The sequence below is a fragment of the Faecalibacterium sp. HTF-F genome (assembly GCF_023347535.1).
Classification (GTDB): Bacteria; Bacillota; Clostridia; order Oscillospirales; family Ruminococcaceae; genus Faecalibacterium; species Faecalibacterium wellingii.
Map to the genome: position 1 here is coordinate 1,935,701 of NZ_CP094473.1, position 25,043 is coordinate 1,960,743.

Here is a 25,043-nt window from a genome sequence, read left to right on the forward strand (position 1 = left end):
TGGCGCACGGCCTTAGGAGGATAAATACAAATGGCAAAAGATTCAAAGAAGCTCGTACAGGCGATCACCAGTCAGGAAGAAAACTTTGCACAGTGGTACACCGATATCTGCGTCAAGGCAGAGCTGGTGGAGTATTCCAGTGTGAAGGGTTTCATCATCCTGCGCCCCTATGGTCAGGCCATCTGGGAGCTGATCCAGAAGGACATGGATGCCCGCTTCAAGGCCACCGGTCATGAAAACGTGGCAATGCCCGTGCTGATTCCGGAAAGCCTGCTGCAGAAGGAAGGCGAACTGGTCAATGGCTTCGCGCCGGAGGTGGCGTGGGTCACGATGGGCGGTTCCGACAAGCTGGAAGAGCGTCTGGCCGTGCGTCCCACCAGTGAGACCATGTTCTGCGACCACTGGTCACGCGTGCTGCACAGCTACCGCGAGCTTCCCATGAAATACAACCAGTGGTGCAGCGTGGTGCGCTGGGAAAAGACTACCCGTCCCTTCCTGCGCAGCCGCGAGTTCTGGTGGCAGGAAGGCCACACCATCCACGAGACTGCCGCCGAGGCGGAGGCTGAGACCCAGCAGCAGCTGAACTGCTACGCAGACGTCTGCGAGCAGGATCTGGCCATTCCCGTGGTGAAGGGCCGCAAGACCGACAAGGAAAAGTTTGCCGGTGCCGAGGCCACCTATACCATCGAGGCCATGATGAAGGACGGCAAGGCCCTGCAAAGCGGCACCAGCCACTACTTTGGCGACAAGTTCAGCAAGGCTTACGACGTCACCTTTACCGGCCGCGACAACCAGCTGCATCATCCGTTCCAGACCAGCTGGGGCGTTTCCACCCGTCTGGTGGGTGCCATCATCATGACCCACGGCGACGACGACGGCCTGATCCTGCCCCCGGCAGTGGCCCCCATTCAGGTTGTGGTGGTGCCCATTGCCGCCCACAAGCCCGGCGTCAGCGAGAAGGCTGCCGAGCTGGCTGAAAAGATCAGCAAATATGCCCGCGTGAAGCTGGACGACAGCGACAATGCCCCGGGCTGGAAGTTCTCTCAGTGGGAGATGAAGGGCGTGCCCCTGCGTCTGGAGATCGGCCCCAAGGATCTGGAAAAGAACCAGTGCGTGCTGGTGCGCCGCGACACCCGCGAAAAGGTCTTTGTCTCTCTGGACGAGCTGGAAACTGCCATCCCCGCCCAGCTGGAGGCTCTGCGCAAGGACCTGTACGAGCGTGCTCTTGCCAACCGCGAGAAGCGCACCTGGGCTGCCACCACCATGGACGAGGTGAAGGAGCTGGCCAAGGCAAACACCGGCTACATCAAGACCATGTGGTGCGGCGACCTTGCCTGCGAAATGAAGATGAAGGAAGAAGTCGGTCTGTCCAGCCGCTGCATGCCCTTTGAGCAGGAGCACCTGAGCGATGTGTGCCCCTGCTGCGGTAAGCCCGCCAAGACCATGGTCTACTGGGGCGTGGCATACTAAGCTTTCCTTTTACTGACAGCACAAAAGCTCCCGGAGCATTTCGATGTTCCGGGAGCTTTTTCTTGTTTGCAGAACTCCTTCCGTCATCGCTGGCGAGCGAAACGAGACTGAGGGAGTTTTATCGTTCAAATGTGGTGCTCAGGGTGGTCTTCCAGCTTTCACCCGGGGCAAGGCAGGCGGCGGCTGCACGCTGGCTCCACGCCTGCGGGTCGGTCTCAGCGGCGGGCAGGCTGTGCCACGGCTCGATGCACACAAACCGCACCGGCTTTGCGGGAGCCGACCAGATGAGCGAATAGGGGTAGCCTTCCACATTGCAGGTGATCTTGCGGCCGGTGTCCTTCTCACAGATGCCGATGGTGCCGGTGCGCAGGCCCGCCATGCAGAAGCTGTCGTTGTCAAACAGGTCATCGGTCAGCGGGATGGCCTGCTGGTTCTTCCACTGGTAATAGCATCTGCCGCTCAGCAGACCGTTGGGGCGGGCGTCGAGAATGACCGGGCTCTCCGGCCGGTCAAAACGGAACTCGTAGTCTGTGGTAGTGTGCTGATCGTCGAAGGGAATGTTGAACGCAGGGTGATAGCCGATGCCGAAACGCAGCTCCCCGCTGCCGGGGTTCGATACGGCCAGCGTGTGGTGCACGGTCTTCCCGTCCAGCCGGAAGGTGCTGGTGAGCACAAAATCAAAGGGGAAGCGCTCGGCCTTGATGGCGTCATCCGAGCGCAGCTCCAACTGGATGGTATCGCCCTCGGCCTTGAGCAGGGTGTGCTCCATGTCCCGGGCAAAGCCGTGCTGACCGCCCTTGTACGTTTTGCCGTCCACCTCAAAGGTGCCGCCGGGCAGCTTGCCCGTCCACGGGAACAGAATGGGGGCGTGGCGCTTCCACACAGCCGGGTCGGCCTGCCAAAGCATTTCTTCGCCCGCTGCATTTTTCAGGCTGACTGCTTCGGCACCGTGGGTGTCCACCGTGAGGGTCAAAAATTCGTTGTGAATGGTTGCCTGCATTGCTGTATTCTCCTTTGCTCTTCTTATCATAGACTGTCCGAATGGCAAGTGCGTCCACTCCGTCCTGTTTCCAGTATACACTCCTCTGCTGCAAAAGAAAAGACCCGATTCACGTCCGGCGGCGCGGCCGAATACGCTGTGGGAGAAGCATTCCATTCTCACAGCAAAGGAGCATCCGCCTATGAAAAACACCGGCATTCTACGCATTCAGGCTTTCGGTGCCCGTCAGTCCTCGCCCATCGAGGGCGTTCTCGTCACCGTGTCCGGCAACGGCTTTACCGCTCAGCGTATCACCGACGAGACCGGCACCGCTGCCGACCTCTCCATTGAAGCCCCCTCCTGCGCGCTGTCCCTGCAGGAGGACAACACCATCCGGCCCTATGCCGTTGTGGACCTGACTGCCGCAAAGGCAGGCTTCCGCACCGTGCGCATTCAGGGTGTGCAGATCTTTGCCGGGCAGGTCACACTGGCCCAGCCGGAGATGATCCCCGAGACCGAAGAGGATCGCGACGTGGTAAACCCGCCCATAGTCATCCCGGAGCATTCACTGTTCACCGGCGATGGCGGCAGCGGCCCGGACCCCATGGAGAACTGCGTGCCCCGGGTGCTGAGCCGGGTCATCATCCCCAAGAACATCACGGTGCATCTGGGCAAGCCTGCAGCCTCCGCACGGAACGTGACCGTCTCCTTCCGGGATTATATTGCCAATGTGGCGTCCAGCGAAGTGTATCCCACATGGCCGGAGCAGGCCCTGCGGGCCAACATCCACTGTCAGATCTCGCTGGCGCTCAACCGCATCTACACCGAGTGGTATCCCAGCAAGGGCTATACCTTCAACATCACCAACTCCACCAGCTATGACCAGTATTACGTCCACGGACGCACGGTGTTCGACGTGATGGTGCGCATCACCGACGATATCTTCAACACCTATCTCCGCAAGACCGGCACTGTGAACCCCTACTACTCCGAGTACTGCGACGGCAAGTCGGTCACCTGCCCGGGTCTCAAGCAGTGGGGCACCGTGACGCTGGCCAATCAGGGCCGTAACGCCTTGCAGATCCTGAAGTATTACTACGGCAACGACATTGAGATCATCCGCACCTCGAACATCCAGTCTATCCCCCAGAGCTACCCCGGTTCGCCCATCCGGCAGGGCGACAGCGGCACAGCAGTGTTCACCCTGCAGCGCCAGCTGAACCGCATCACCAAGGACTATCCCTTCCTCGGTCTGCTGACTGTGGACGGCGTGTTCGGGGCCCGGATGGCTGCCACGGTTCGGGCGTTCCAGAAGCAGTTCAACCTGACCGCCGACGGCGTAGTGGGGCGGCAGACATGGTACAAGATCAGCTATATCTACGTCTCGGTCAAAGATCTGGCCGAGCTGACCAGCGAGGGCGAGGTGTCCAGCGGCACCCTCTCGGACGGCACATGGGGCGGCACCGTGCTGCGCACCGGCTCCACCGGCAGCGCCGTGGAGCAGCTGCAGTTCTGGCTGAACACACTGGCCCAGTACACTTCCTCCATCCCATCGGTCACGGTGGACGGCGTGTTCGGCAGCGGCACCGCCGCAGCGGTGCGGGCCTTCCAGCGCAAATACGGCCTGACCGTGGACGGCGTGGTGGGGCAGAGCACATGGACCGAGCTGTACGACCAGTTCCGCAGCATCCAGTCCGACAACGGCACCCCCAACGCCTACCCGGGCACCGCTCTGCGGGAGGGTGCAAGCGGACAGAACGTGCGGCTGGTGCAGTTCTGGCTCAAGATCGCCCGCACGGTGTATTCCAGACTGAACTCCATCACGGTGGACGGCCGGTTCGGCGCCGCCACTACCGCCGCTGTTAAACGGTTCCAGAGCTACTTTGGCCTGACCAGTGACGGTGTGGTGGGCCGCAATACGTGGCTGAAGCTGTACGAGGTGTACAACGATATCGCCAACAAGCTGCTTTCCTCTTCCCTGCGCCCCGGCGAGTACCCGGGCGTGCTGCGCAAAGGCTCTTCCGGCACAGCGGTGCGGGAGCTGCAGTTCTACCTCTATCTCATGAGCGCCTACGAGAGCAGCATCCCGGCCATCGGCATCGACGGACAGTTCGGTGCTTCCACCGAAGCTGCCGTGCGGGCCTACCAGCGTTTTGCGGGCCTGACCGTGGATGGTGTGGTGGGCCGCACCACATGGAACAGCCTGTACGACAAGGCGTCCACCCTGCGGGCATCCGGGCCGGTGGTCACCCTGAAGCGCCTGCCCTACCCCGGTACCCCGCTCACAGTGGGGTCTTCCGGCAGTGCAGTGCTCTACTACAGCCTGCTTTTGCAGCGCATTGCCTACTACTTTACCAGTGTGGAGAACCCGCCCCTCTCCGACCAGTACACCGACGAGACTGCCGCCGCCACCCGCAGCGCACAGGAGCTGCTGGGCCTGCCCGAGACCGGCATTGCGGATGCCGACACATGGACAGCTGTGGAAGCGCTGAGCCTGCAGCTTGCCGCCGAAATGCCCAACCCCGACCGCAGCATCGGGCATGGAACGGTCTACCCGGGCCGGGCCATCCGCGCGGGCAGTGTGGGGCCGGACGTGGCACAGGTGGAGACCTGGCTGAACGGGCGTTCCTGCCTGTACTGCACCGAGGGCTATGTGACCGAGAACCGCCGTTTTGGCCCGGAAGAGACTGCCGCCGTCCGGCTGACACAGCAGCGGGCCGGGCTGCTGGTGACCGGCACCGTGGACCGCGGAACATGGGCCGCGCTGCAGGCCCAGAGCTGCCCACACTGTAGCAAGGAGGAATGAGCGATGGCACGTCTTCTGATCTACGACGCCTACGAGAACAAGGTCTACACCTACGCGAACCTGAACGAGAACGACCCCATGCCCTACAGCACCGGCACCACCCTGCGGGTGCGGGAGTTCCGGGGAAAATCTGCCAGCCCCACCCTGTGGACCACCATTGCGGCCATGGAAGCGTGGAACCTGACCCGCCGCAAGTACGGCAAGGGCATCCCGGTGGGGTATGCCTTCCGCCGCATCTGGGAGGGCGGCCACGGCACCCGCAGCCAGCACTACGCGGGCGTATCCTTTGACGTAGGCCAGAGCCTGACCCAGACTGCCCGCACGGCCATCTACAATGCGGCCCGGGGCACCGGGGCATGGGGCTATGTGGAGCCGCTGAGCCAGACCCCCACATGGGTGCACATGGACCGCCGCTACGGCACGCCTGCCTGCAGCGGCACCACGGCAGGCTACCCCACCCTGCGGCGGGGAAGCCGCGGTTGCTATGTGATGATCCTGCAGGACGCGCTTTCCACGCTGGGCTACCAGACCGGGAGCCGCATCGACGGCATCTTCGGTGCCCGGACGGAGGAAGCGCTGAAAGGCTTCCAGCGGCGCACGAGCCTGCGTGTGGACGGTGTGTGTGGCTGCAGCAGCTGGAAAAAGATCAGCACCGCCGTCATCGGCGTGGGGCGGACAAAAACGACGATCGATTAGCAGAAACTCCCCCAGTCACCTTCGGTGCCAGCCCCCTCGGAGATGGGGCCTTTGGCAAAACCGCAGGCCTTCCCTCTTCGCCAGAGGCTCCCTCATTGAGGGAGCTGGCAAACCCAAAGGGTTTGACTGAAGGAGTCCCCCGTGAAACAATCTTCGCTTCCCATCACCGAAAGTTGAAACTTTCTCCCTCATCTGCCCTTTTCGTTGCACAGGCAGGCAAAACGTGCTAAAATAGCTCTATTATTAAAATGGTTCATGTTGAAAACAAGAGGATTTGAGGGGTATTGTATCATGAAATTTTCCAAACGACTGGACTTGTTCGGCGATGAGATCTTCGCCGCACTGAACGAACGCAAGGTGGAACTGGAAGCTCAGGGCCGTACCATTTATAATCTGAGCGTCGGCACGCCGGACTTTGCGCCCGCCGAGCACATCCGCAAGGCCATGATGGACGCAGCCGCCGACCCGCAGAACTGGAAGTACAGCCTGCGCGACCTGCCTGAGCTGCTGGATGCTGTGTGCGGCTACTACAAGCGTCGCTTCGGCGTAGAGATCACGCCGGATCAGGTGGCCAGCTGCGCCGGCAGTCAGGAGGGCGTGGGCCACATCGGCATGGTGCTGTGCGATGAGGGCGACACCGTGCTGCTGCCCACCCCCTGCTACCCGGTGTTCATTGCGGGCAGTCTGCTGGGCGGCGCAAAGCCCTGGTATTACCCGCTGACCAAAGAGCATGGTTTCCTGCCTTACGTGAAGGACATCCCGGAGGATGTGGCCCGCAAGGCAAAGTACATGATCGTCTCCCTGCCCGCAAACCCGGTGGGCAGCGTGGGCACGCCGGAGCTGTACGCCGAACTGGTGGCCTTTGCAAAGAAGTACGACATCCTCATTATCCACGACAACGCCTACAGCGACATCATCTTTGACGGGGCCGTGGGCAACAGCTTCTTCAACACGCCCGGTGCCATGGATGTGGGCGTGGAGTTCTTCAGCCTTTCCAAAAGCTTCAACGTCACCGGTGCCCGCATCAGCTTCCTTGTGGGCCGCAGGGACGTGGTAGCCGCCTTTAAAAAGCTGCGCGGTCAGATCGATTTCGGCATGTTCCTGCCGGTGCAGAAAGCCGCCATCGCCGCCCTGACCGGCCCGCTGGACATGGTAAAGGCCCAGTGCGGCCTGTACCAGCAGCGCCGCGATGCCCTGTGCGGCGGTCTGCGTTCCATCGGCTGGAATGTGCCGGACAGCCACGGCAGCATGTTCGTGTGGGCTCCCATCCCGGCAAAGTATGCAAAGAGCATGGACTTCTGTCTGGAACTTGTGGAAAAGAGCGGCGTGCTGTGCACCCCGGGTTCCAGCTTCGGCCCCTTGGGTGAAGGCTATGTGCGCTTTGCCCTCACCCTGCCGCCGGAGCGCATTGCCGAGGCGGTGAATTCCATCAAAGAGAGCGGTATCCTGAACTAAAAAATAACGGGAACGTCCATGCGGCGTTCCCGTTATTTTTATGCGTTCACAATGTTCTCTCCTGCGCCATCCAGCCATGTGCGCAGGTTGTTGGTGGTAATGTCTATCAGCCGCTGCAGGGCTTCGTTGGTGGCCCATGCGATGTGCGGCGTCAGCAGGGCGTTGGGCAGGCCCCGCAGCGGGCTTTCCTGCGGCAGTGGCTCGGTGCCAAAAGCGTCTGCCCCGTAAAAGGCCAGCTGCCCGTTTTTCAGCGCATCGGCCACGGCCTGCTCGTCCACCAGCGCACCGCGGGCGGTGTTCAGCAGGATCATGCCGGGCTTTGCCCTGGCAAGGGAGTCTGCATTGACCAGTCCGCGCGTGGCGGGCGTGGCCGGGCAGTGCAGGCTGAGCACATCGCTGCGGGCCAGCAGGGCGTCAAAGTCCACGAACTCCACCCCGTCGGCGGCGTACTCCGGCCGCACGGTGCGGGTGCACACCAGCACCTCCATGCCAAAGGCTCTGGCAATGCGGGCGGTCTGCCGCCCAATGCTGCCGTAGCCGAAGATGCCAAAGGTCTTGCCCAGCAGCTCCACCTGCGGCAGCAGCCGGTAGGCAGCGGGATCTTCGGTGCGCCACCGGCCGTCCTGCACAAGACGGTCATAGCGGTCAGCACACTGGCAGATGGCCAGCAGCAGGCTGAAGGTCATCTGCGCCACACTGTGCGTAGAATAGCCCGGCACATTGGCCACAGCCACGCCATGGCGGCGGCAGGCCTGCAGGTCAAGGTTGTCGGTGCCGGTGGCGATGATGCCCACCCACCGGAGCTTCGGACACCGGGCCAGAACGGTTTCGTCGATGCGGCACTTGTTCAGGAACACGATCTCTGCATCCCCGATGCGCGGCACCACCTCCTCCGGCGCGGTGCGTCCATAGCGGGTGACGTCCGGCACCAGCGCTTCCACGCCCGACCAGTCCAGATCTCCCTGCTGTATGGCATAGTCTTCCAGAATAACTGCTTTCATTTGAACTTCCTCCCCTTTTATTTTACACGGGATACAGTGCCAGCACCGTGCCCTGCGGACTCTCGCGGCTTTCCAGCGCGGCATAGCCCCGGGCCAGCAGGATGGCAATGTGCACCCGGTCTGCCAGCGGCACCCAGACCGGCGGCTGGTTCTGTCCCAGACAGCCCGCCTGCAGCCAGAAGCAGGGGGCCAGACTGTCCAGCGGGCGGATAGCCCGCAGCGCGAACCCCTGCCGCAGGTACAGCGGCAGCACTTCTTCGGCAGCGCACTCCACCACAGCCCACCGAACCCGGCCCCGGGCCAGCTGTTCCTGCCGGGCGGCGGCAACAGCCAGCAGCGGTGCAAGGGTCCCGGCGGCACGGCTGTCCGGCCCGGCCGCCGGGGTGAGAAAGTACCCGCCCGCCGTGCAGCCCCAGCCCAGAAAGCTGCGCAGCGCAGCCGCTGCGGCAACATCGGCGTCCATGGGCAGCAGGATGCATCCGGCACCGGGAGCGCCCCGCACACCGCCGGTGCCCCATGCCTCGCCTACTGTCAGCATCCGCAGCACCTCGCTGCGCGGGCGGTACACACAGCTCACTTCACCTCTGACCAGCTGACAGAACTCTTCTGTTGAAAGCCGCCTTACCTGCCGCGTGCGCGGCGGGTCACAAACCTGGACCATTTGGTTTCCCCCATTCTTTTCGTTATGCTCTCAGCATACCGGACCGGGGGCGAGAATCGGCGCGAAACAGGGCCGTTCTTTTTTGTTTTACAGATCCAGCGTTACGTCCTCGCTCAGCACCTGACCAATGGGCTTTGCGATGCACAGGTCGGCTTCGGCATCGGCCCCGGTGGGCTGCATGTTGATGACCACCAGATGGTCGCCCCGGAAGTACCGGATGAGCCCCGCTGCCGGGTACACCACCAGACTGGTGCCGCCGATGATGAGGGTATCTGCATGACGGATGGCGTTCACCGCGCCGGACAGCACCTCTTCGTCCAGCCCTTCCTCATACAGCACCACGTCGGGTTTTACGATGCCGCCGCATTCGGTGCAGCGGGGCACGCCGGTGCTGTCTGCAATAAAGTCCACCTCGTAGAATTTGCCGCATCGGGTGCAGTAGTTGCGCAGGGTGCTGCCGTGCAGCTCGTACACCGTGCGGCTGCCCGCCGCCTGATGCAGGCCGTCGATGTTCTGGGTGACGACCGCTTTCAGCCTGCCCTCCCGTTCCAGCTTTGCCAGCCGCAGGTGGGCCGCGTTGGGCTTTGCCCCCTTCACGATGAGCTTATCGCGGTAAAAACGGTAAAACTCCTCCGGGTTCTCCTCCCAGAAGGTGTGGCTCAGGATGGTTTCCGGCGGGTAGGCGTACTTCTGATGATAAAGTCCGTCCACACTGCGGAAGTCCGGGATGCCGCTCTCGGTGGAAACGCCCGCCCCGCCAAAGAACACGATGCTGCTGCTTTTGGCAATGATCTCTTCCAATGCCTGTACCATAACAAAAAACGCCCCTTTCGCCGGATGTATATTTGTGTTAAGATAGCTTTAGTATAACACAAACTCACAGGAAAGGAAGCGCAGCTTTTGAACGTCTGGTATGTGAACAGCATTCTGGGCACCTTCCGGCTGGAAGAGGAGGACAATGCCATCTGTGGACTGGCCCTCTGCCCGGACGGGGTGCCGGAGCTGGAGCCCCTGCCCCGCAAAGTATGCGAGACGCCCCTTCTGCAGGAGGCCGAGGAACAGCTGAACGAATACTTTGCCGGGGCGCGCAGGGAATTCGACCTGCCGCTGGCCCCCAAGGGCACCCCCTTCCAGAAAGCGGTCTGGGCCGAGATGTGCCGCATCCCCTACGGCGAGACCCGCACCTACGGCCAGCTGGCCGCTGCCATTGGCAGGCCCTCTGCCTGCCGGGCCGTGGGCGGAGCCTGCCACAGCAACCCCATCGCCATCCTTCAGCCCTGCCACCGGGTGGTGGGCCGCAGCGGCCGCCTGACCGGCTACGCCTACGGCGTGGAGATGAAGCAGTATCTGCTGGAGCTGGAACAGGGGTAAGCCTTGCAAACGAAAAAGAGCCATTGCACACCCGTTTTGTGCAATGGCTCTTTATTTTTCACTCCGTTTTACTGTGCGCTGTACACGCTGCCCATCGTCCAGGAATTGTCCGCGCTGTACTTTGCATGGTTGCGCAGGTAGGTGACCCACGCGCCATAGCCGTTGCCGGCGCTCAGATGCACACCATCCGGTGCGGCAAGCATCTCCTTCAGGTTGCCCTCGCCGTCGGCAAGGGTCTCCCACAGGTCAAGGTAAACGCAGCCCTTGCTGGCCGCCATCTGGGCCAGCTGCTCGTTCACCCCCCGCAGCACATCGGTGGCAAGGCCAGGCTTTTCTGCTGCCACAGTGGGCCGCACCGGCGGGATGGACTGCACGTAAATGGTGCAGTCCTCGCCCAAAGCCTCGCGCAGCATATCCAGCATCTGGCCATAGTAGGCAAGGAAGCGATCCGAAGCGCCCAGTGTGGTGAGGGTGTTGGTGCCCAGCAGGATATACAGCTTTCTGGGCTGCGCGGCCGCCAGCACATCCAGTGCCACCTCCTGCCCGCGGGTGGGGCTCTTGACCGCGCTGCGGTTCACGATGGCATCCGGGCCCACGCCGGTATAGCCGCAGATGAGCGCCCCGCCCAGATTGATCTGGTAATCCGAGAAGCCCACGGTCAGGCTGTCGCCCAGAAAAGCCGCATCCGCAAAATAGCTCAGATCCACCTGCCCACAGCTGGGCTGACGGATCACACTGGCGTCATAGGCCTTTACGGTGTACGCTCCGGCGGTCTGCTTTGCTGGGCCAAATGCTTCCAGAGTGACGGCGTCCGGTGTGCCGATACTGCCGTCCGGTGCGGCACTGCTGCTGTCTGCCTCGCCCTGCATGGGCAGCGGGGCCAGAATGTTCTCGGCAATGCCGCCTGCATTGGTGGACGGGGTATCGTCCGCGCCCTCTGCGCCTTTTTCCAGAATAGCGGTGATGGCGTAGGATACCAGCAAAATTGCGATCACTGCGCCCAGAAAGCGCAGCCTGCCGCTGACGGTACCGTGCCGTGCCCGGCGCGGTGCCGAATGATATTCGTGTGAAATGCCCATGGTTTTTCCAGCTTTCTCCAATTTTCCCCCGCAGAGGGGGACTTTTACCGCCCCCGGAGCGGTCTGTTTTTTATTTTATCATAATTTTTTTGCCTGCGCAACCAATTGGGTCTTGCATACAACAGGCAAAACGGGTACAATAAGGATGTGGCAATTTTGCACATTTTACAAAAAGCATGTGCACATGCCGCAAACTTTTTTGTATCACTTGCAAGGTGCGGTCTGTTTACCGTCGGTCTGCGGGCAGTGCAGGGCCTCAGGACCATTTTCCTATGCAAAGCGGTGCGGAAGCCGTATCTTGCAGGCGGCGTCAAAATGATAAGAATGAAATTTGCAAAAGGAGGTTCTCATGGCCAAGAACGTGATCATTGGTCAGAGCGGCGGCCCTACCGCCGTGATCAACTCCAGTCTGGCGGGCGTGTACAAAGCAGCCTGCAGTCTGGGCGCAGACAAGGTGTACGGCATGAAGTACGGCATCGAGGGTCTGCTCAAGGAGGAAATGCTGGAGCTGAACGTCCTGCTGGACGACCGCATGAGCATCGAACTGCTCAAGCGCACCCCGTCCAGCTATCTGGGTAGCTGCCGTTACAAGCTGCCGGACCCGGATGTGGACTCCACACCCTTCATCAAACTGTTCACCCTGTTTGACAAGTACGACATCTGCGCGGTGTTCTACATTGGCGGCAACGACTCCATGGACACCATCGCAAAGCTTTCCCGCTACGGTGACCGTGTCGGCAGCAGTGTGCGGTTCATCGGTGTGCCCAAGACCATCGACAACGACCTGTGTCTGACCGACCACACCCCCGGCTACGGCTCTGCCGCCAAGTACATCGCCACCATTTTAAAGGAAGTCATCCGGGATTCCTCCGTGTATGACATCCGCAGCGTGACCGTGGCCGAGATCATGGGTCGCCACGCGGGCTGGCTGGCCGGTGCGGCCTGCCTTGCCGGCGGCGACGACTGCGAGGGCCCGGATCTGATCCTGCTGCCTGAGGTGCCCTTCGATCAGGACAAGTTCCTTGCCCGGGTGGACGAGCTGCAGCGCCGCAAGTCCAACGTCATCATCGCTGCCAGCGAGGGCGTCAAGACTGCCGACGGCACCTATCTGTGCGATCTGGTGTCCACTGCCGGTCAGCTAGATGCCTTTGGCCACAAGGCCGTGCTCAGCGGCACCAGCCGCTACCTGTCCGACCTGATTCACGACAAGCTGAACTGTAAGAGCCGCGCCATTGAGTTCTCCACCCTGCAGCGCTGCGCCAGCCATCTGGCCAGCCGCACGGACGTGAACGAGGCCTACGCTGTGGGCGGTGCCGCAGCCGCCGCCGCTTTTGCGGGCGAGACCGGCCGCATGATCGCGCTCAATCGCATTTCCGCTTATCCCTACCAGTGCATCACCGAGTCGGTGGATGTGCAGCAGGTGGCAAACCTTGAAAAGAAGGTGCCGCTGGACTGGATCAGCCCCGACGGGATGCAGGTGACGGCTGCTTTTGAGGAGTATGCCCGTCCGCTGATCCTGGACGAGGTGACCCCCGTTTACGTCAACGGCACCCCGCGCCACATCCGTCTGTAACCCCTTTTCCCGCGTCTGTTTTCGTGCATCCTGCACGTCATATTATATTGCCGAAACAGAAAAACAAAAAAGGAGAAATCATCATGGGTAAAAATGCAATCGTTGGTCAGTCTGGCGGTCCTACTTCCGTCATCAATGCAAGCCTTGCGGGCGTCTTTGAGAGCTGCAAGAGCCGCGGCGCAGACATCGTCTACGGCATGTGCAATGGCGTTGCCGGTCTGCTGGAGGAGCGGGTGGTGGATCTTTCCACCGTGCTGACGGACGATCTGGACATCGAGCTGCTCAAGCGCACCCCGTCCAGCTTCCTCGGCAGCTGCCGCTACAAGTTGCCCGACTGGCATGAGGACGAGACCGTCTATAAAAAGCTGTTCGCCATTCTGGAAAAGCTGAACATCGGCTACTTCTTCTACATCGGCGGCAACGACTCCATGGACACCATCGGCAAGCTGGCCGAGTACGGCGAGCGCATCCAGAGCGACATCCGCTTTATGGGCGTGCCCAAGACCATCGACAACGACCTGATGGTCACCGACCACACCCCCGGCTACGGCTCTGCTGCCAAGTACATCGGCGTGGTGATGAAGGAGATCATCCGCGACGCCACCGTGTACGGCACCAAGTACGTCACCGTGGTGGAGATCATGGGCCGCAACGCAGGCTGGCTGACCGCTGCCGCTGCTCTGGCAAAGAGCGACGACTGCGAGGGCGTGGACATGATCTGCCTGCCCGAAGTGCCCTTCAACGTGGAGCACTTCATTGAGAAGGTGCGCGTGATGCAGGAAAAGAAGCCCAGCATCGTTATTGCCGTGTCCGAAGGCGTCAAGCTGGAGGATGGCCGTTACGTCTGTGAGCTGGCCGACGATGTGCACGCTGTGGACGCCTTTGGCCACAAGGCCCTGACCGGCACCGCCCGGTATCTGGCCAACGTAGTGGCCCGCAATCTGGACACCAAGACCCGCTGCATCGAGCTTTCCACCCTGCAGCGCTGCGCAGGCCATCTGACCAGCCGCACCGACATCACTGAGGCCTATCAGGTAGGCGGTGCTGCTGCCAAGGCTGCTTTTGAGGGTGTCACCGGCCAGATGGTGGCCCTGAAGCGCATCTCCAACAGCCCGTACCAGTGCACCACCGAGCTTCACCCCATCAGCGAGGTGGCAAACCTCGAAAAGAAGGTGCCGCTGAGCTGGATGAACGCCAACCACACCCAGATGACCGATGAGTTTCTGGCTTATGCCCGTCCGCTGATTCAGGCCGAGCTGACCCCGCTGTACATTGCCGGTCTGCCCCACCACATCTACATGAAGAATCAGAAGTGATCTCTCCCGCATTGATTTTTCTCAAGGCATGATAAAAGCCCGTCCGGGCGTAAAACTCGGACGGGCTTTTTGCATTTCGGTATTCTTTGCTTCAGAAGCTCAGACCACTGCGCCGACTTTGGGTGCGCCGCCTGCGATCTCCTCTGCCGTCAGGGACTTTGCCTCCACCGGGGCATTCAGGCGCTCCTTGGCCACTGCCAGCATCAGCTTGATGCGGTTCTCCTGATTGACCTTGGTGGCACTGGGGTCGTAATCGATGGGGGTAATGTTGGCACCGGGGTACAGGGCGCGGATCTTGTTCACCATGCCCTTGCCCACGATGTGGTTGGGCAGGCAGCCGAAGGGCTGGGCGCACACGATGTTGCCGTAGCCGCCCTGCACCAGCTCGATCATCTCGGCGGTCAGCAGCCAGCCCTCGCCCATCTTGGCACCCAGCGAAATGATGCCCTTGGGCTTTTCCACCAGCTCCTTGAAGGGGCCGGGGGCGTAGAAGCCTGCGTCGGCCTCGGCCTTGAGCATGGTGCGCTCGATGCCATCCAGCCAGTTGAGGAACTGATCGATGCCGATCTTCACCGCCAGCTTGCCGCCGTACAGCACATGATCCTCGCCCATGTTGAAGGCGCAGTACTGCACAAAGCCCATCAGGCCCGGGAAGTTCACCTCACAGTCCTGACTTTCCAGAAACTTCTGCAGGTCGTTGTTGCCCAGCGGGCTGTACTTGACATAGATCTCGCCCACAACGCCCACCTTGACCTTAGGCACCCGGGTAACGGGGATGGCAGCAAAATCCTTTGCGATGAGGGGGAAGGTGTGCTTCATCTCCCCGGCGGTGTAGCCCTTGCCCGCCAGCAGCACACGGCCCAGACGCTCCACCCACAGGTCTACCATCTTATCGGCAGCACCCTTCTCGTTCTCATAAGGTGCCACCTGATTGCGCAGGGCGCACAACATGTCGCCGTAGAAAATGCAGGCCAGTGCACGGCGGGCCAGCGGCAGGGTCATCTGGAAGCCGCTGTCCTTTTCCAGACCCGAGAAGTTCAGGCTGGCCACCGGGATCTGCGGATATCCGGCCTTCACCAGTGCCTTGCGCAGCAGATGGATATAGTTGGAGGCACGGCAGCCGCCGCCGGTCTGGGTGATGAGCAGGGCGGTGTGGTCCAGATCATACTTGCCGCTGTTCAGTGCGTCCAGAAACTGGCCAATGACCAGCAGGGCCGGATAGCAGGTGTCGTTGTGAACGTATTTCAGGCCCAGCTGTGCCACAGCACTGCCGCAGTTGCCCAGGATCTCGCACTTGTAGCCGTCGTAACGCAGGGCGTACTCCAGCAGGCGGAACTGGGTAATGGCCATGTTGGGGATGAGGATGGTATGGGTCTTCTTCATCTCCGGGGTAAATTTGGGATAATTGTATTCCATAGGTTCCTCCTATGTTGCTTTTTTAAAAAGCCTTTTGCGCTCTCTCTATTTTATTCTGCCTTTTCTGCAGCTACCTCGTCCCGCTCATCCAGAGCGGCAAACAGGCTGCGCAGACGGATGTTCACGGCACCCAGATTGGTGATCTCGTCGATCTTGAGCTGGGTGTAGAGCTTGCCGCCCTCCTGCAGGATCTCGCGGGTCTCATCGGTAGTGATGGCATCCACGCCGCAGCCAAAGGACACCAGCTGCACCAGATCCATATCCTTCTGGGTGGTGCAGTATTTGGCGGCGGCATACAGGCGGCTGTGGTAGGTCCACTGGTTCAGCACGCTGGTGGGGAACTTCTGCACCCGGTTGGAGATGCTGTCCTCGGTAACAACAGCAGCGCCGTGGCGGGTGATGAGGCGGTCGATGCCGTGGTTCACCTCGGGGTCCACATGGTAGGGGCGGCCTGCCAGCACGATGATGCGCTTGCCCTGACGGCGGGCTTCATCGATGATCTCGCTGCCCTTCACCCGGATCTTTGCCATGTGGGACTCGTATTCCGCATAAGCGGCATCCGCTGCGGCCTGCACCTCTTTTTCCGAGATGCCGCCGAAGTACTTGGGTAGGATGTTCTTTGCCATCTTGTGCACAAAGTCCTTGGGGCGGTGGATGCCCACATAGTCATAAATGAATTTGGTACCTTCCAGCTCCGGGCAGTTGCCTGCCAGAACCTCGGGGTAGTAGGCCACCACCGGGCAGTTATAGTGATTGTCGCCCAGCCCCTCGTCCACATTGTAGGTCAGGCAGGGATAGAAGATGGCGTCCAGCTGCATCTGGCTCAACGCCTTGATGTGGCCGTGGCTCAGCTTTGCCGGGAAACAGGCGGTGTCGCTGGGGATGGTGGCCTGACCGGCCAGATACAGCCCGCGGCTGGACACCGGGCTGGTGTGCACCGCAAAGCCAAGCTTTGTCCAGAAGGCCCACCAGAAGGGCAGCAGCTCGTAGAAGCCCAGACACAGCGGGATGCCGATGGAGCCGCGGCTGCCGGGCACCGGCTTATACTCTGCCAGCAGCTGCTGCTTGTAGGCGTAGAGGTTCAGGCTGTCGTCGGAGCTCTTGCCGGTCACGGGCTTGTCGCAGCGGTTGCCGGAGATGTACTTGCGGCCGTCCGCAAAGGTGTTGACGGTGAGCTGGCAGTGGTTGCCGCAGCCGCCGCACTTGACACTGACCACCTTCTGCGCAAAGGCTTCCAGCTCCTGCTCGTTCATCATGGCAGAGGCGGCCTGTCCGCTCTTATGGCTCTGGCGCAGGCCGTACAGCGCCGCACCATAAGCGCCCATCAGACCGGCGATGTCCGGGCGGATGACCTCCACCCCCATCTCCTTTTCAAAGGCGCGGAGCACGGCTTCATTATAGAAGGTACCACCCTGCACCACGATCTTGCGGCCCAGCTCTTCCGGGCTGGAAGCGCGGATGACCTTGTACAGTGCGTTCTTGACCACGCTGATGGACAGGCCTGCTGAGATGTTTTCGATGCTGGCACCGTCCTTCTGGGCCTGCTTGACCGAGCTGTTCATGAACACGGTGCAGCGGCTGCCCAGATCCACCGGGCGGTCTGCGAACAGGCCAAGGCTCGCAAATTTCTTCACATCGTAGCCCAGTGCCTGTGCAAAGGTCTGCAGAAAGCTGCCGCAGCCGGAGGAACAGGCTTCATTCAGGAAGATGTTGCTGATGGCTCCGTCCTCGATCTTGAAGCACTTCATATCCTGCCCGCCGATATCGATGATGAAATCCACATCCGGCATGAAGTATTTGGCGGCGGTAAAGTGTGCCACCGTCTCCACCAGACCGTAGTCGCAGCGGAAGGCGTTCTTCACCAGCTCTTCGCCGTAGCCGGTGGTGGTGACGCTGGCCACCTGCAGGCCCGGGTGCTCCTTGTAAATTTTGAGCAGCTGCTCCCGGATCAGGGGCAGCGGGTTGCCCAGGTTGGGCTGATAGTTGGTGTAGAGGATCTGGCTCTTCTCGTCCACCACCACCAGCTTGACGGTGGTGGAACCGGAGTCGATGCCGATATGCACCGGGCCGCACTGGGCACTGAAGGGCACGCGGGGCACGCTGTGGGACATGTGGCGGGCGTGGAATGCCTCGTATTCCTCCTTGCTGGCGAACAGCGGCGGTTCACTGGCATAGGTGGCAGTGGCAGCATACTGGTCCAGCGCATCCGCCACCTCGGACAGAACAAAGGACTTGTCGGCATAGAGGGCAGCACCCAGTGCCACATACAGCAGGCTGTTCTCCGGGCAGGTGCCGGTCACGTTCAGTGCTTCGTCAAAGCTTTTGCGCAGCACGCTGCTGAAGGTGAGCGGGCCGCCCAGATACAGGATATTGCCCTTGATGGGACGGCCCTGTGCAAGGCCTGCAATGGTCTGGTTGACCACAGCTTTATAAATGCTGGCAGCAATGTCCTCGGTGCGGGCGCCCTGATTGATCAGCGGCTGCACGTCACTTTTTGCGAACACGCCGCAGCGGGAGGCGATGGTGTAGGTGCGCTGGGCATTCTCTGCCGCTTTGTTCATCTCGTCGGCACCCATCTTCAGCAGGGTCGCCATCTGGTCGATGAAGGCGCCGGTGCCGCCGGCGCAGCTGCCGTTCATGCGCACCTCGGTGCCATTGGTCAGGAACAGGATCTTGGCATCCTCGCCGCCCAGCTCAATGACACAGTCCGTCTGGGGCACAAAGCGCTTGACCGCCACGCGGGTGGAGAACACCTCCTGTACAAAGGGCACGCCGCAACTGTCGGCCAGGCCCATGCCCGCCGAACCGGAAATGCTCAGCAGCGCCTTCTGACCGCGCATCTGCTCGGCATCGATGCGGCGCAGCAGCTCCTGCGCCTTTTCCAGAATATGGCTGTAGTGCCGTTCGTATGTAGAATACAGCAGCGTATCATGTTCATCCAGCACCACACACTTGATGGTGGTGCTGCCGATGTCAAGACCTACTCTCACGTCGTTTTCCTCCTAAGGACAAATGCCGGAGACGACGTCCCCGGTAAAAGGCAAAGCAGTTTCTTTACCAAAAATTAGTTTGGTAACGAATCATTCATTGAATCGCATACAGCTGTATTATAATCCAATTCCGTGGTGCAATCAATGCATGTACTTCATTTTACACGGAAAAAATAGTATTTTCCGCGCAAAAAGTTAAACATTTTGTGAACTTGTCCAGACTGAAACGGCGGCATCTGCAGCTCAGTCTGCAAACAAAAACTGCTGCACAGGCGCTCTCCCATGCAGCAGTGTCTTCTTCCTATTTATCATGCAGCAGTGTCTTCTTCCTCTATTTATAGAGCAGGCTTCAGCACCAGTTCTTCACAGGTCTTCCATGCCGCCGCGCTCCGGCATAGTGCGCAGCTCCCGCACCAGCATATTGCGCAGCTGGTATTGCTGCTGCGTCCGCACCGGGCTGCAGTCCGAACGCAGTTCCACGGTCGGTTCCGGCATCGGTTCATCGCACAGCGGGATGGTCACGACGGCCCGGGTGCCTTTTTCCGGTGCACGCTGTTCTACCTGCAGGTCCCAGCCCATACGGCGGCAGCATTCGCGGCAGAGCAGCAGACCAAGCCCGGCCCCGCCCAGAAAGCAGCGGCGGTTCTCCAGCCACGCTTCCCTGCTCGTTTCCGGCAGACCGCAGCCGTCGTCCAGCACGGTCAGCTTCCAGAAGCTCTCGTACCGGCGCAGCGTCAGCTGCACTTTGCCGCCGGCTCCGCAGGCATGCAGCGCATTGGAGAGCAGATGCAGGCACAGCAGCTCTGCATCACTGCAGTCGGCCATCACACGGCAGGACGTCAAGCCGCCATAGTCCAGCGTCAGCTCCACATCCAGCTGCTCCTGCACCATATCGGCCTGCGCTGCGATCTGCTGCAGCATCTGGCACAGGTCCAGCGGGGAAAGCTGCGGAGGCTCTTCTGCACGCAGAAAATCCAGCAGGGTCATCACTTCGTTCATCGTACGGTCCAGCCGTGCCGCAGCGGCGCTGATGTCATTCACCGCCTGCCGGGTCTGCTCATCGGCTCCGACCCGTGCAAGGTGCTGCTCCAGATATTCGCAGTTGCGTCCGACCAGTCCCAATGCATGGAAGCAGGCCTGTTCCACATCTTTCTGCGGGATCGCCTGTGCCGTCAGTGCTCCCGCGTCATTTTGCCACTCTTGCTCCATACCTTTACGCCTCCAAATCCTCCTGCTCAGCCGCCTTTCTGATGCTGAAGATAGTTTTTGACTGCATAGATCAATTTGCCGGTCGTGGGCTTTTCGTCTGCAAAGCCGCTCTCATCCTTGAATGCCAGCCATTTTGCAGTGGGTCTGGCTTCCAGCTGATCGACCATGCGCCGGATCCCGCTGTCCACGGCAGAGACCGACACCTCATACTGTTCGCCCACCGCCTGCAGGATCTCCTTGCGGATCGCCAGCTTCTGGACGGTGCCATACACCACGCTCACTGCGCTGGACAGATAGCTGCTATTCACGTCGGGCTGCCGGATTCCCCAGCCCTCGTACAATTCCTGATACCTGCGTTCCATCTGCCGGTTCTGCCGTACCGGCATCCGGTACAGCTCCCACAGCAGGCTTCTGAGCTCCGCGCGGCCAACATAACACAGGCCTTCGCCGGACTCCGGACAGAGGATGCTGCTGTTCTGCCGCCGGGCTTCATCGATCATCAATACCGGGGGCCTTGCTTCCGTGGTGCGGAGCTCCGTCAGAAGTTCCAGCCCGCTCATATCTTCCAGCTGGCTGCAAAGGATCACTGCGTCAAATCTCCGGCCCTGCTGCAGCTGCTCCAGCAGGCGGCTGCCGTTCTGGAAACAGGTGCACTCTGACCCGGCGCATTGCTCCTGTATGTAATTCTTTTGTACCCGCAGTTCCTTGCGGTCGTAGCTTCCAAGGGCAATCTGCAGCGTTCTGTCTGTGTTCTCATTCTCCACACAACGCGCCGCCTTTCTGCCTGAGCTGGTCTGTGCCGGCCAGTTCCTCTACCACATCCTGCCAGATCTCCGGCTGGACGCCATTCTCACACAGATACCGCAGGATCCGGTAGCCGAACTCTGGTGCCGCCGCGATGTACCGGCTTTCCATACACTGTCGATCCCCGGTGCGGCAAAGGGTCAGACGACAGCCGCTTTCATCGTCCGCATCCATCGAATACACCAGCGTATATGCCTTCTGCAGCCCGTCAATTGCCGAAAACTGACGGATCATAGGTGAAAATGTACGTTCCATAATTCTTCCTCCTTGCTACAGGGTTCCGCAGTATTTTACTGTATTCCCTGTTTTTCCTGTTTTGCTGTAAAGGCTTTTACTGTCTTATTTTAAGGAGCAAAAAGGGAGTGGTACAACCCCGAAGAAGCGTCTATTTTCATCAGGCTGCATTTTTACGCCATACTTTATTTTTTACATTTTTTTACAATTCATGTTCATTTTGACCAGCATTTACCACGGTTTTTAGCATCTGGTCGCTTTTGTCCGGCCCGGCCATGCCGCTTTTTGCTTTTTCAGCGGCATTTCCTGCTCTTAAAATAGCACGAATGCGACGCAAATTCAACTTTTCGACTCATTTTCCCGGTCTTTTCCCGTTTTGGACAGCCAGTCTCTGCCAACAGCACATAATTTTATCCATTCCGCAGAAATTTCCACCCGATTATACACAGTTTTTTCATATTATTACGGTAGAATAAAAGAGTATGACATTCTGCGCAGAGCGCAGCTTTTGATAGTTCATTGGAAAGAGCGGCACCGTTCCTGTGGGGAGCGGCCGGAAAGGCTTGCACATGCTCCAACTCAAACACATCAAAAAAGAATACAAGACTGGCGATCTGGTCCAGAAAGCACTGGATGACGTCAGCTTGAACCTGCGGGACAATGAATTCGTTGCCATTCTCGGCCCCAGCGGTTCCGGCAAGACCACCCTGCTGAACATCATCGGCGGCCTGGACCGCTACGACAGCGGTGATCTGATCATCAACGGTGTTTCCACCAAAAAATACACCGACCGTGACTGGGACTCCTACCGCAACCACACCATTGGTTTTGTGTTCCAGAGCTACAATCTGATTCCCCACCAGACGGTGCTCTCCAACGTGGAGCTGGCACTGACCATTTCCGGCATTTCGGGTGCGGAGCGCCGCAGCCGAGCCGCCAAGGCACTGGAACAGGTGGGTCTGGGAGACCAGCTGCACAAGCATCCCAGCGAGATGTCCGGCGGTCAGATGCAGCGTGTGGCCATTGCCCGCGCTCTGGTGAACAATCCCGACATCCTGCTGGCGGACGAGCCCACCGGTGCACTGGACAGCGAGACCAGCATTCAGGTCATGGAGCTGCTAAAGGAGGTGGCCAAAGACCGCCTTGTGGTCATGGTCACCCACAACCCGGAACTGGCCGAACAGTATGCCACCCGCATCGTCCGTCTGCGCGACGGCATCATCCAGTCCGACACGGCCCCCTTCCTGCCGGACGATGCCGTGCTGGCCCCGCCGGTGCACAGGAATCTGGGCCATTCTTCCATGTCTTTGCTGACGGCTCTTTCCCTGAGCTTCAACAATCTGCTCACCAAAAAGGCCCGCACCTTGCTCACCGCATTTGCCGGTTCCATCGGCATCATCGGCATCGCGCTGATCCTTTCGCTCTCGGCCGGTGTGAGCAATTATATCCAGGACATGGAGCGCTCCACCCTTTCGGAATATCCGCTGCAGATCACCTATAACGGCATCGACCTTGCCGCCCTGCTGAACCCGGAGAGTTATACCACTGCCGTTGCCGATACCACCGGCGTCGGCAGTGTATCGTCCTCTTCCGCCCCGGAGGGAATGGTCACGGTGCGGGAGCTGCTTTCCCAGCTGACCGAGGACACCTCCAATTCCAACGACCTTGCCTCCCTGAAAGCCTATCTGGACAGCCCGGACTGCCCTATCCCGGAGGACGCTGCTTCCATCGAGTACACCTACGGCTCCTACCCGCTCATCTACCGCCAGAATAAGGACGGTACCGTGCGTCAGGTGTACCCGGACAACACCATCTCTTCCCTGAGCAACACCGCCTCTGCCGCCGGCATCGTCTCCTCCATGACCAACCAGAATGTGTTCACCGAAATGGCCGAGGCGCCCTCTCTGTATGAGGACCAGTACGACGTCAAAGCAGGCCGCTGGCCGAATGGTGCCAACGAAGCCATTCTGGTGCTGAACGCAGACGGCAGTGTCAGCGACTATGCGCTTTACCTGATGGGCATTGAGGACGAAAACGTGATGCTGCGTTTTCTGGAAGCATATTCCAGAGACAAAAACACTCCTGCGCCCACCGGTTACAGCACCTATCCCTACGAAACCTTTGTGGGGCTGAAGTTCAAGATACTGACCCTTTCCGACCTTTATGCCTATGACGAGGACCGCCAGATCTGGCGCAACCAGTCCGGCGATGAAGCCTTCATGGAACAGGCCGTTGCCGACAGCCCGAATCTGACCATCGTGGGCGTCGTCCAGCCCAAGCCGGACGCCAGCTCCACCATCCTGCCCACCGGCGTTGCCTATTCCCATGCGCTGACCTATTACGCCATCGACCATGCCGCCGAGAGCGAGGTCGTAAAGCAGCAGCTTGCCCACCCGGATACCAACGTGCTCACCGGTAAACCCTTTGACACGGAGCAGCAGGACAAGAGCAGCCTTGATCTTTCCTCTCTGTTCTCTGTGGACACCGATGCGCTGAAGGATGCCTTCCAGTTCGACGCCAGCAAGCTGCAGTTTGACCTGAGCGGCGCGTTCGATTTGACGAATGGCTCCTTCGACCTTGCGTCCATCATCGATCCGTCCTCCTTCCAGCTGGATCTGAACGATCTTGACCTGAGCGACATCGACCTGAGCGATGTGCAGCTGCCGGAGATGGATTCGCTGGATCTGAGCCAGCTGTTCGCGGATATGGACATGTCCGTTTCGCAGGATGCGCTGCAGGAGCTGATGAAGAACGTCATGAACGGCTACAAGCGCTACATCATCGGCAACGGCATCCTGAATCTGGACAAGATCGGTTTCTCTTCCTATATGGAGAGCGACATGTTCAAGCAGATCCTTGCCGAATCCATGGGCAGCCTGCTGGATACCTCCGGCCTGCAGGATCAGTTCACTGCATCGCTGCAGCAGAACCTGCAGGGCATCATGGCCCGCTATCTGGAAAGCTATTCCCAGCAGCTTACCCAGAAGCTGGGCGAAGCCTTGCAGGAAAAGCTCACTGCCGCCATTCAGGCTCAGATCGGCACTGTGATTCAGCAGCTGATGCGCCAGCTGACTGCGCAGTTCAGCCAGCAGCTGCAGACCGCGATCCAGAAGAACATTTCCAAGCTCAGCAGTCAGGTGGAGGACGCATTGCAGATCGACGCCGCAGTGTTCCAGAACGCCGTACAGTTGAATATGAGCACCGACGATCTGGTGGATCTGGTCAAGCTGAATCTGCAGTCCGGTTCCACCACCTACAACAGCGTACTGGGCTCGCTGGGCTACTCCGATTACGCATCGCCCGGCTCCATCTGGATCTATCCCAACAGCTTTGAGGCCAAGAACCGCATCGTGGAAAACCTGAACGCCTACAACGCCTCCATGCGCGAGCAGGGACAGGACGACAAGGTGATCGTTTTCTCCGACACGGTCGGCACCCTGATGAGCGCCGTGACCAAGATCGTGGGCATGGTCAGCAACGTACTGGTGGCCTTTGTGGCCATCTCGCTGGTGGTCTCCTCCATCATGATCGGCGTCATCACCTATATCAGCGTGCTGGAGCGCCGCAAGGAAATCGGCATTCTGCGTGCCATTGGTGCTTCCAAGCACAATGTCTCGCAGGTGTTCAACGCCGAGACCTTCATCATCGGTCTGTGCTCCGGCGTGATCGGCGTGGGCCTGTGCCTGCTGCTGCTGATCCCCGGCAACATGCTCATCCATTCCATTGCCGGTACCAACAGCGTCACTGCCGTGCTGCCGCCCAAGGCCGCATTGATCCTGATCGTACTGGCCACCCTGCTTACCATCCTCGGCGGCCTGATCCCCGCCCGCAGCGCAGCCAAGTGCAATCCCGTTACCGCACTGCGCTCCGAATAAATCTGTCCTTGCAGGCCGGTGTCCCCGCGTGGGATGCCGGCCTGTTTTGGGTATGGAGTTTTGCATTCCAGCCCGGGTTGTGCTAGAATAAGAAAAAAGCTTTTCCAA

The 25,043-nt window shown here is 60.1% G+C and carries 19 protein-coding genes; 8 read left to right on the top strand and 11 right to left on the bottom strand.

Annotated features, from left to right (window positions below):
- The first annotated feature begins 30 nt into the window (after nucleotides 1–30).
- Nucleotides 31–1,470, top strand: coding sequence for a proline--tRNA ligase (gene proS / locus MTP37_RS09210; protein WP_005939895.1), 1,440 nt, complete (start codon nucleotides 31–33; stop codon nucleotides 1,468–1,470).
- 118 nt (nucleotides 1,471–1,588) lie between these two features.
- Here proS and MTP37_RS09215 read toward each other — a convergent pair whose 3' ends face one another.
- Nucleotides 1,589–2,470, bottom strand: a complete 882-nt coding sequence (locus MTP37_RS09215) for an aldose 1-epimerase family protein (protein WP_249237015.1) — start codon at nucleotides 2,468–2,470, stop codon at nucleotides 1,589–1,591.
- Between the two features lie 181 nt (nucleotides 2,471–2,651).
- Here MTP37_RS09215 and MTP37_RS09220 point away from each other — a divergent pair, with 181 nt between their 5' ends.
- The 3 genes from MTP37_RS09220 (at nucleotide 2,652) to MTP37_RS09230 (ending at nucleotide 7,406) form a co-directional block, all read left to right on the top strand.
- Nucleotides 2,652–5,255: a peptidoglycan-binding domain-containing protein gene (locus MTP37_RS09220; protein ID WP_249237016.1), complete on the top strand. Its 2,604-nt coding sequence runs from the start codon at nucleotides 2,652–2,654 to the stop codon at nucleotides 5,253–5,255.
- 3 nt (nucleotides 5,256–5,258) lie between these two features.
- A complete protein-coding gene (locus MTP37_RS09225; protein WP_005939873.1) occupies nucleotides 5,259–5,951 on the top strand; it encodes a peptidoglycan-binding domain-containing protein in 693 nt (230 codons plus the stop codon).
- A gap of 291 nt (nucleotides 5,952–6,242) precedes the next feature.
- Nucleotides 6,243–7,406, top strand: a complete 1,164-nt coding sequence (locus MTP37_RS09230; RefSeq protein ID WP_249237017.1) for an aminotransferase class I/II-fold pyridoxal phosphate-dependent enzyme — start codon at nucleotides 6,243–6,245, stop codon at nucleotides 7,404–7,406.
- A 38-nt stretch (nucleotides 7,407–7,444) separates the two neighbouring features.
- On the opposite strand, the gene MTP37_RS09235 is transcribed toward MTP37_RS09230, so the two are convergent.
- From MTP37_RS09235 to MTP37_RS09245, 3 genes are all read right to left on the bottom strand, one after another.
- Nucleotides 7,445–8,407, bottom strand: a complete 963-nt coding sequence (locus tag MTP37_RS09235; RefSeq protein ID WP_249237018.1) for a D-2-hydroxyacid dehydrogenase — start codon at nucleotides 8,405–8,407, stop codon at nucleotides 7,445–7,447.
- 22 nt (nucleotides 8,408–8,429) lie between these two features.
- A complete protein-coding gene (locus MTP37_RS09240; RefSeq protein ID WP_249237019.1) occupies nucleotides 8,430–9,068 on the bottom strand; it encodes a hypothetical protein in 639 nt (212 codons plus the stop codon).
- 87 nt (nucleotides 9,069–9,155) lie between these two features.
- The gene (locus MTP37_RS09245; protein ID WP_249237020.1) at nucleotides 9,156–9,881 is read right to left on the bottom strand and encodes an NAD-dependent protein deacylase; all 726 of its coding nucleotides are present in this window, start codon (nucleotides 9,879–9,881) and stop codon (nucleotides 9,156–9,158) included.
- A gap of 87 nt (nucleotides 9,882–9,968) precedes the next feature.
- On the opposite strand from MTP37_RS09245, the gene MTP37_RS09250 reads away from it, so the two are divergent.
- Nucleotides 9,969–10,439, top strand: coding sequence for a methylated-DNA--[protein]-cysteine S-methyltransferase (locus MTP37_RS09250; RefSeq protein ID WP_249237021.1), 471 nt, complete (start codon nucleotides 9,969–9,971; stop codon nucleotides 10,437–10,439).
- Nucleotides 10,440–10,507: 68 nt separating this feature from the next.
- Here the strand turns inward: MTP37_RS09250 and MTP37_RS09255 are convergent, their stop codons facing one another.
- Nucleotides 10,508–11,518: a GDSL-type esterase/lipase family protein gene (locus MTP37_RS09255; RefSeq protein WP_249237022.1), complete on the bottom strand. Its 1,011-nt coding sequence runs from the start codon at nucleotides 11,516–11,518 to the stop codon at nucleotides 10,508–10,510.
- A gap of 349 nt (nucleotides 11,519–11,867) precedes the next feature.
- Between MTP37_RS09255 and MTP37_RS09260 the strand changes: the two genes are divergently transcribed.
- The gene (locus MTP37_RS09260; RefSeq protein ID WP_249237023.1) at nucleotides 11,868–13,091 is read left to right on the top strand and encodes a 6-phosphofructokinase; all 1,224 of its coding nucleotides are present in this window, start codon (nucleotides 11,868–11,870) and stop codon (nucleotides 13,089–13,091) included.
- A gap of 83 nt (nucleotides 13,092–13,174) precedes the next feature.
- On the top strand, nucleotides 13,175–14,407 hold the full coding sequence (locus tag MTP37_RS09265; protein ID WP_249237024.1) for a 6-phosphofructokinase: 1,233 nt from the start codon (nucleotides 13,175–13,177) through the stop codon (nucleotides 14,405–14,407).
- 99 nt (nucleotides 14,408–14,506) lie between these two features.
- Here the strand turns inward: MTP37_RS09265 and MTP37_RS09270 are convergent, their stop codons facing one another.
- The 6 genes from MTP37_RS09270 to MTP37_RS09295 form a co-directional block, all read right to left on the bottom strand.
- The gene (locus MTP37_RS09270) at nucleotides 14,507–15,823 is read right to left on the bottom strand and encodes a 2-hydroxyacyl-CoA dehydratase (RefSeq protein ID WP_256469100.1); all 1,317 of its coding nucleotides are present in this window, start codon (nucleotides 15,821–15,823) and stop codon (nucleotides 14,507–14,509) included.
- Nucleotides 15,824–15,873: 50 nt separating this feature from the next.
- Nucleotides 15,874–18,813, bottom strand: a complete 2,940-nt coding sequence (locus MTP37_RS09275; protein ID WP_256469101.1) for an acyl-CoA dehydratase activase — start codon at nucleotides 18,811–18,813, stop codon at nucleotides 15,874–15,876.
- A 363-nt stretch (nucleotides 18,814–19,176) separates the two neighbouring features.
- Entirely contained in the window at nucleotides 19,177–20,022 is an 846-nt protein-coding gene (locus MTP37_RS09280; RefSeq protein ID WP_249237025.1) for a sensor histidine kinase, read from the bottom strand.
- Between the two features lie 26 nt (nucleotides 20,023–20,048).
- Nucleotides 20,049–20,786 (bottom strand): response regulator, encoded by a 738-nt coding sequence (locus MTP37_RS09285; protein WP_249237026.1) that lies wholly within the window; start codon nucleotides 20,784–20,786, stop codon nucleotides 20,049–20,051.
- On the bottom strand, nucleotides 20,776–21,081 hold the full coding sequence (locus MTP37_RS09290; protein ID WP_249237027.1) for a hypothetical protein: 306 nt from the start codon (nucleotides 21,079–21,081) through the stop codon (nucleotides 20,776–20,778). Before MTP37_RS09290 ends, MTP37_RS09285 begins: the two co-directional genes overlap by 11 nt.
- A 181-nt stretch (nucleotides 21,082–21,262) precedes the next feature.
- Nucleotides 21,263–21,403 carry a hypothetical protein gene (locus tag MTP37_RS09295; protein ID WP_249237028.1) on the bottom strand — a complete coding sequence of 47 codons (141 nt, stop codon included), beginning with the start codon at nucleotides 21,401–21,403 and terminating at the stop codon, nucleotides 21,263–21,265.
- Nucleotides 21,404–21,629: 226 nt separating this feature from the next.
- Between MTP37_RS09295 and MTP37_RS09300 the strand changes: the two genes are divergently transcribed.
- Nucleotides 21,630–24,935 (top strand): ABC transporter ATP-binding protein/permease, encoded by a 3,306-nt coding sequence (locus MTP37_RS09300; protein ID WP_249237029.1) that lies wholly within the window; start codon nucleotides 21,630–21,632, stop codon nucleotides 24,933–24,935.
- Nucleotides 24,936–25,043: the final 108 nt, after the last annotated feature.

Excerpts from the sequence above, each read along its gene's own strand:
- proS (WP_005939895.1), top strand. The coding sequence starts at position 31 with ATGGCAAAAGATTCAAAGAAGCTCGTACAGGCGATCACCAGTCAGGAA.
- MTP37_RS09215 (WP_249237015.1), bottom strand. The coding sequence starts at position 2,470 with ATGCAGGCAACCATTCACAACGAATTTTTGACCCTCACGGTGGACACC.
- MTP37_RS09220 (WP_249237016.1), top strand. The coding sequence starts at position 2,652 with ATGAAAAACACCGGCATTCTACGCATTCAGGCTTTCGGTGCCCGTCAG.
- MTP37_RS09225 (WP_005939873.1), top strand. The coding sequence starts at position 5,259 with ATGGCACGTCTTCTGATCTACGACGCCTACGAGAACAAGGTCTACACC.
- MTP37_RS09230 (WP_249237017.1), top strand. The coding sequence starts at position 6,243 with ATGAAATTTTCCAAACGACTGGACTTGTTCGGCGATGAGATCTTCGCC.
- MTP37_RS09235 (WP_249237018.1), bottom strand. The coding sequence starts at position 8,407 with ATGAAAGCAGTTATTCTGGAAGACTATGCCATACAGCAGGGAGATCTG.
- MTP37_RS09240 (WP_249237019.1), bottom strand. The coding sequence starts at position 9,068 with ATGGTCCAGGTTTGTGACCCGCCGCGCACGCGGCAGGTAAGGCGGCTT.
- MTP37_RS09245 (WP_249237020.1), bottom strand. The coding sequence starts at position 9,881 with ATGGTACAGGCATTGGAAGAGATCATTGCCAAAAGCAGCAGCATCGTG.
- MTP37_RS09255 (WP_249237022.1), bottom strand. The coding sequence starts at position 11,518 with ATGGGCATTTCACACGAATATCATTCGGCACCGCGCCGGGCACGGCAC.
- MTP37_RS09260 (WP_249237023.1), top strand. The coding sequence starts at position 11,868 with ATGGCCAAGAACGTGATCATTGGTCAGAGCGGCGGCCCTACCGCCGTG.
- MTP37_RS09265 (WP_249237024.1), top strand. The coding sequence starts at position 13,175 with ATGGGTAAAAATGCAATCGTTGGTCAGTCTGGCGGTCCTACTTCCGTC.
- MTP37_RS09270 (WP_256469100.1), bottom strand. The coding sequence starts at position 15,823 with ATGGAATACAATTATCCCAAATTTACCCCGGAGATGAAGAAGACCCAT.
- MTP37_RS09280 (WP_249237025.1), bottom strand. The coding sequence starts at position 20,022 with ATGGAGCAAGAGTGGCAAAATGACGCGGGAGCACTGACGGCACAGGCG.
- MTP37_RS09290 (WP_249237027.1), bottom strand. The coding sequence starts at position 21,081 with ATGGAACGTACATTTTCACCTATGATCCGTCAGTTTTCGGCAATTGAC.
- MTP37_RS09300 (WP_249237029.1), top strand. The coding sequence starts at position 21,630 with ATGCTCCAACTCAAACACATCAAAAAAGAATACAAGACTGGCGATCTG.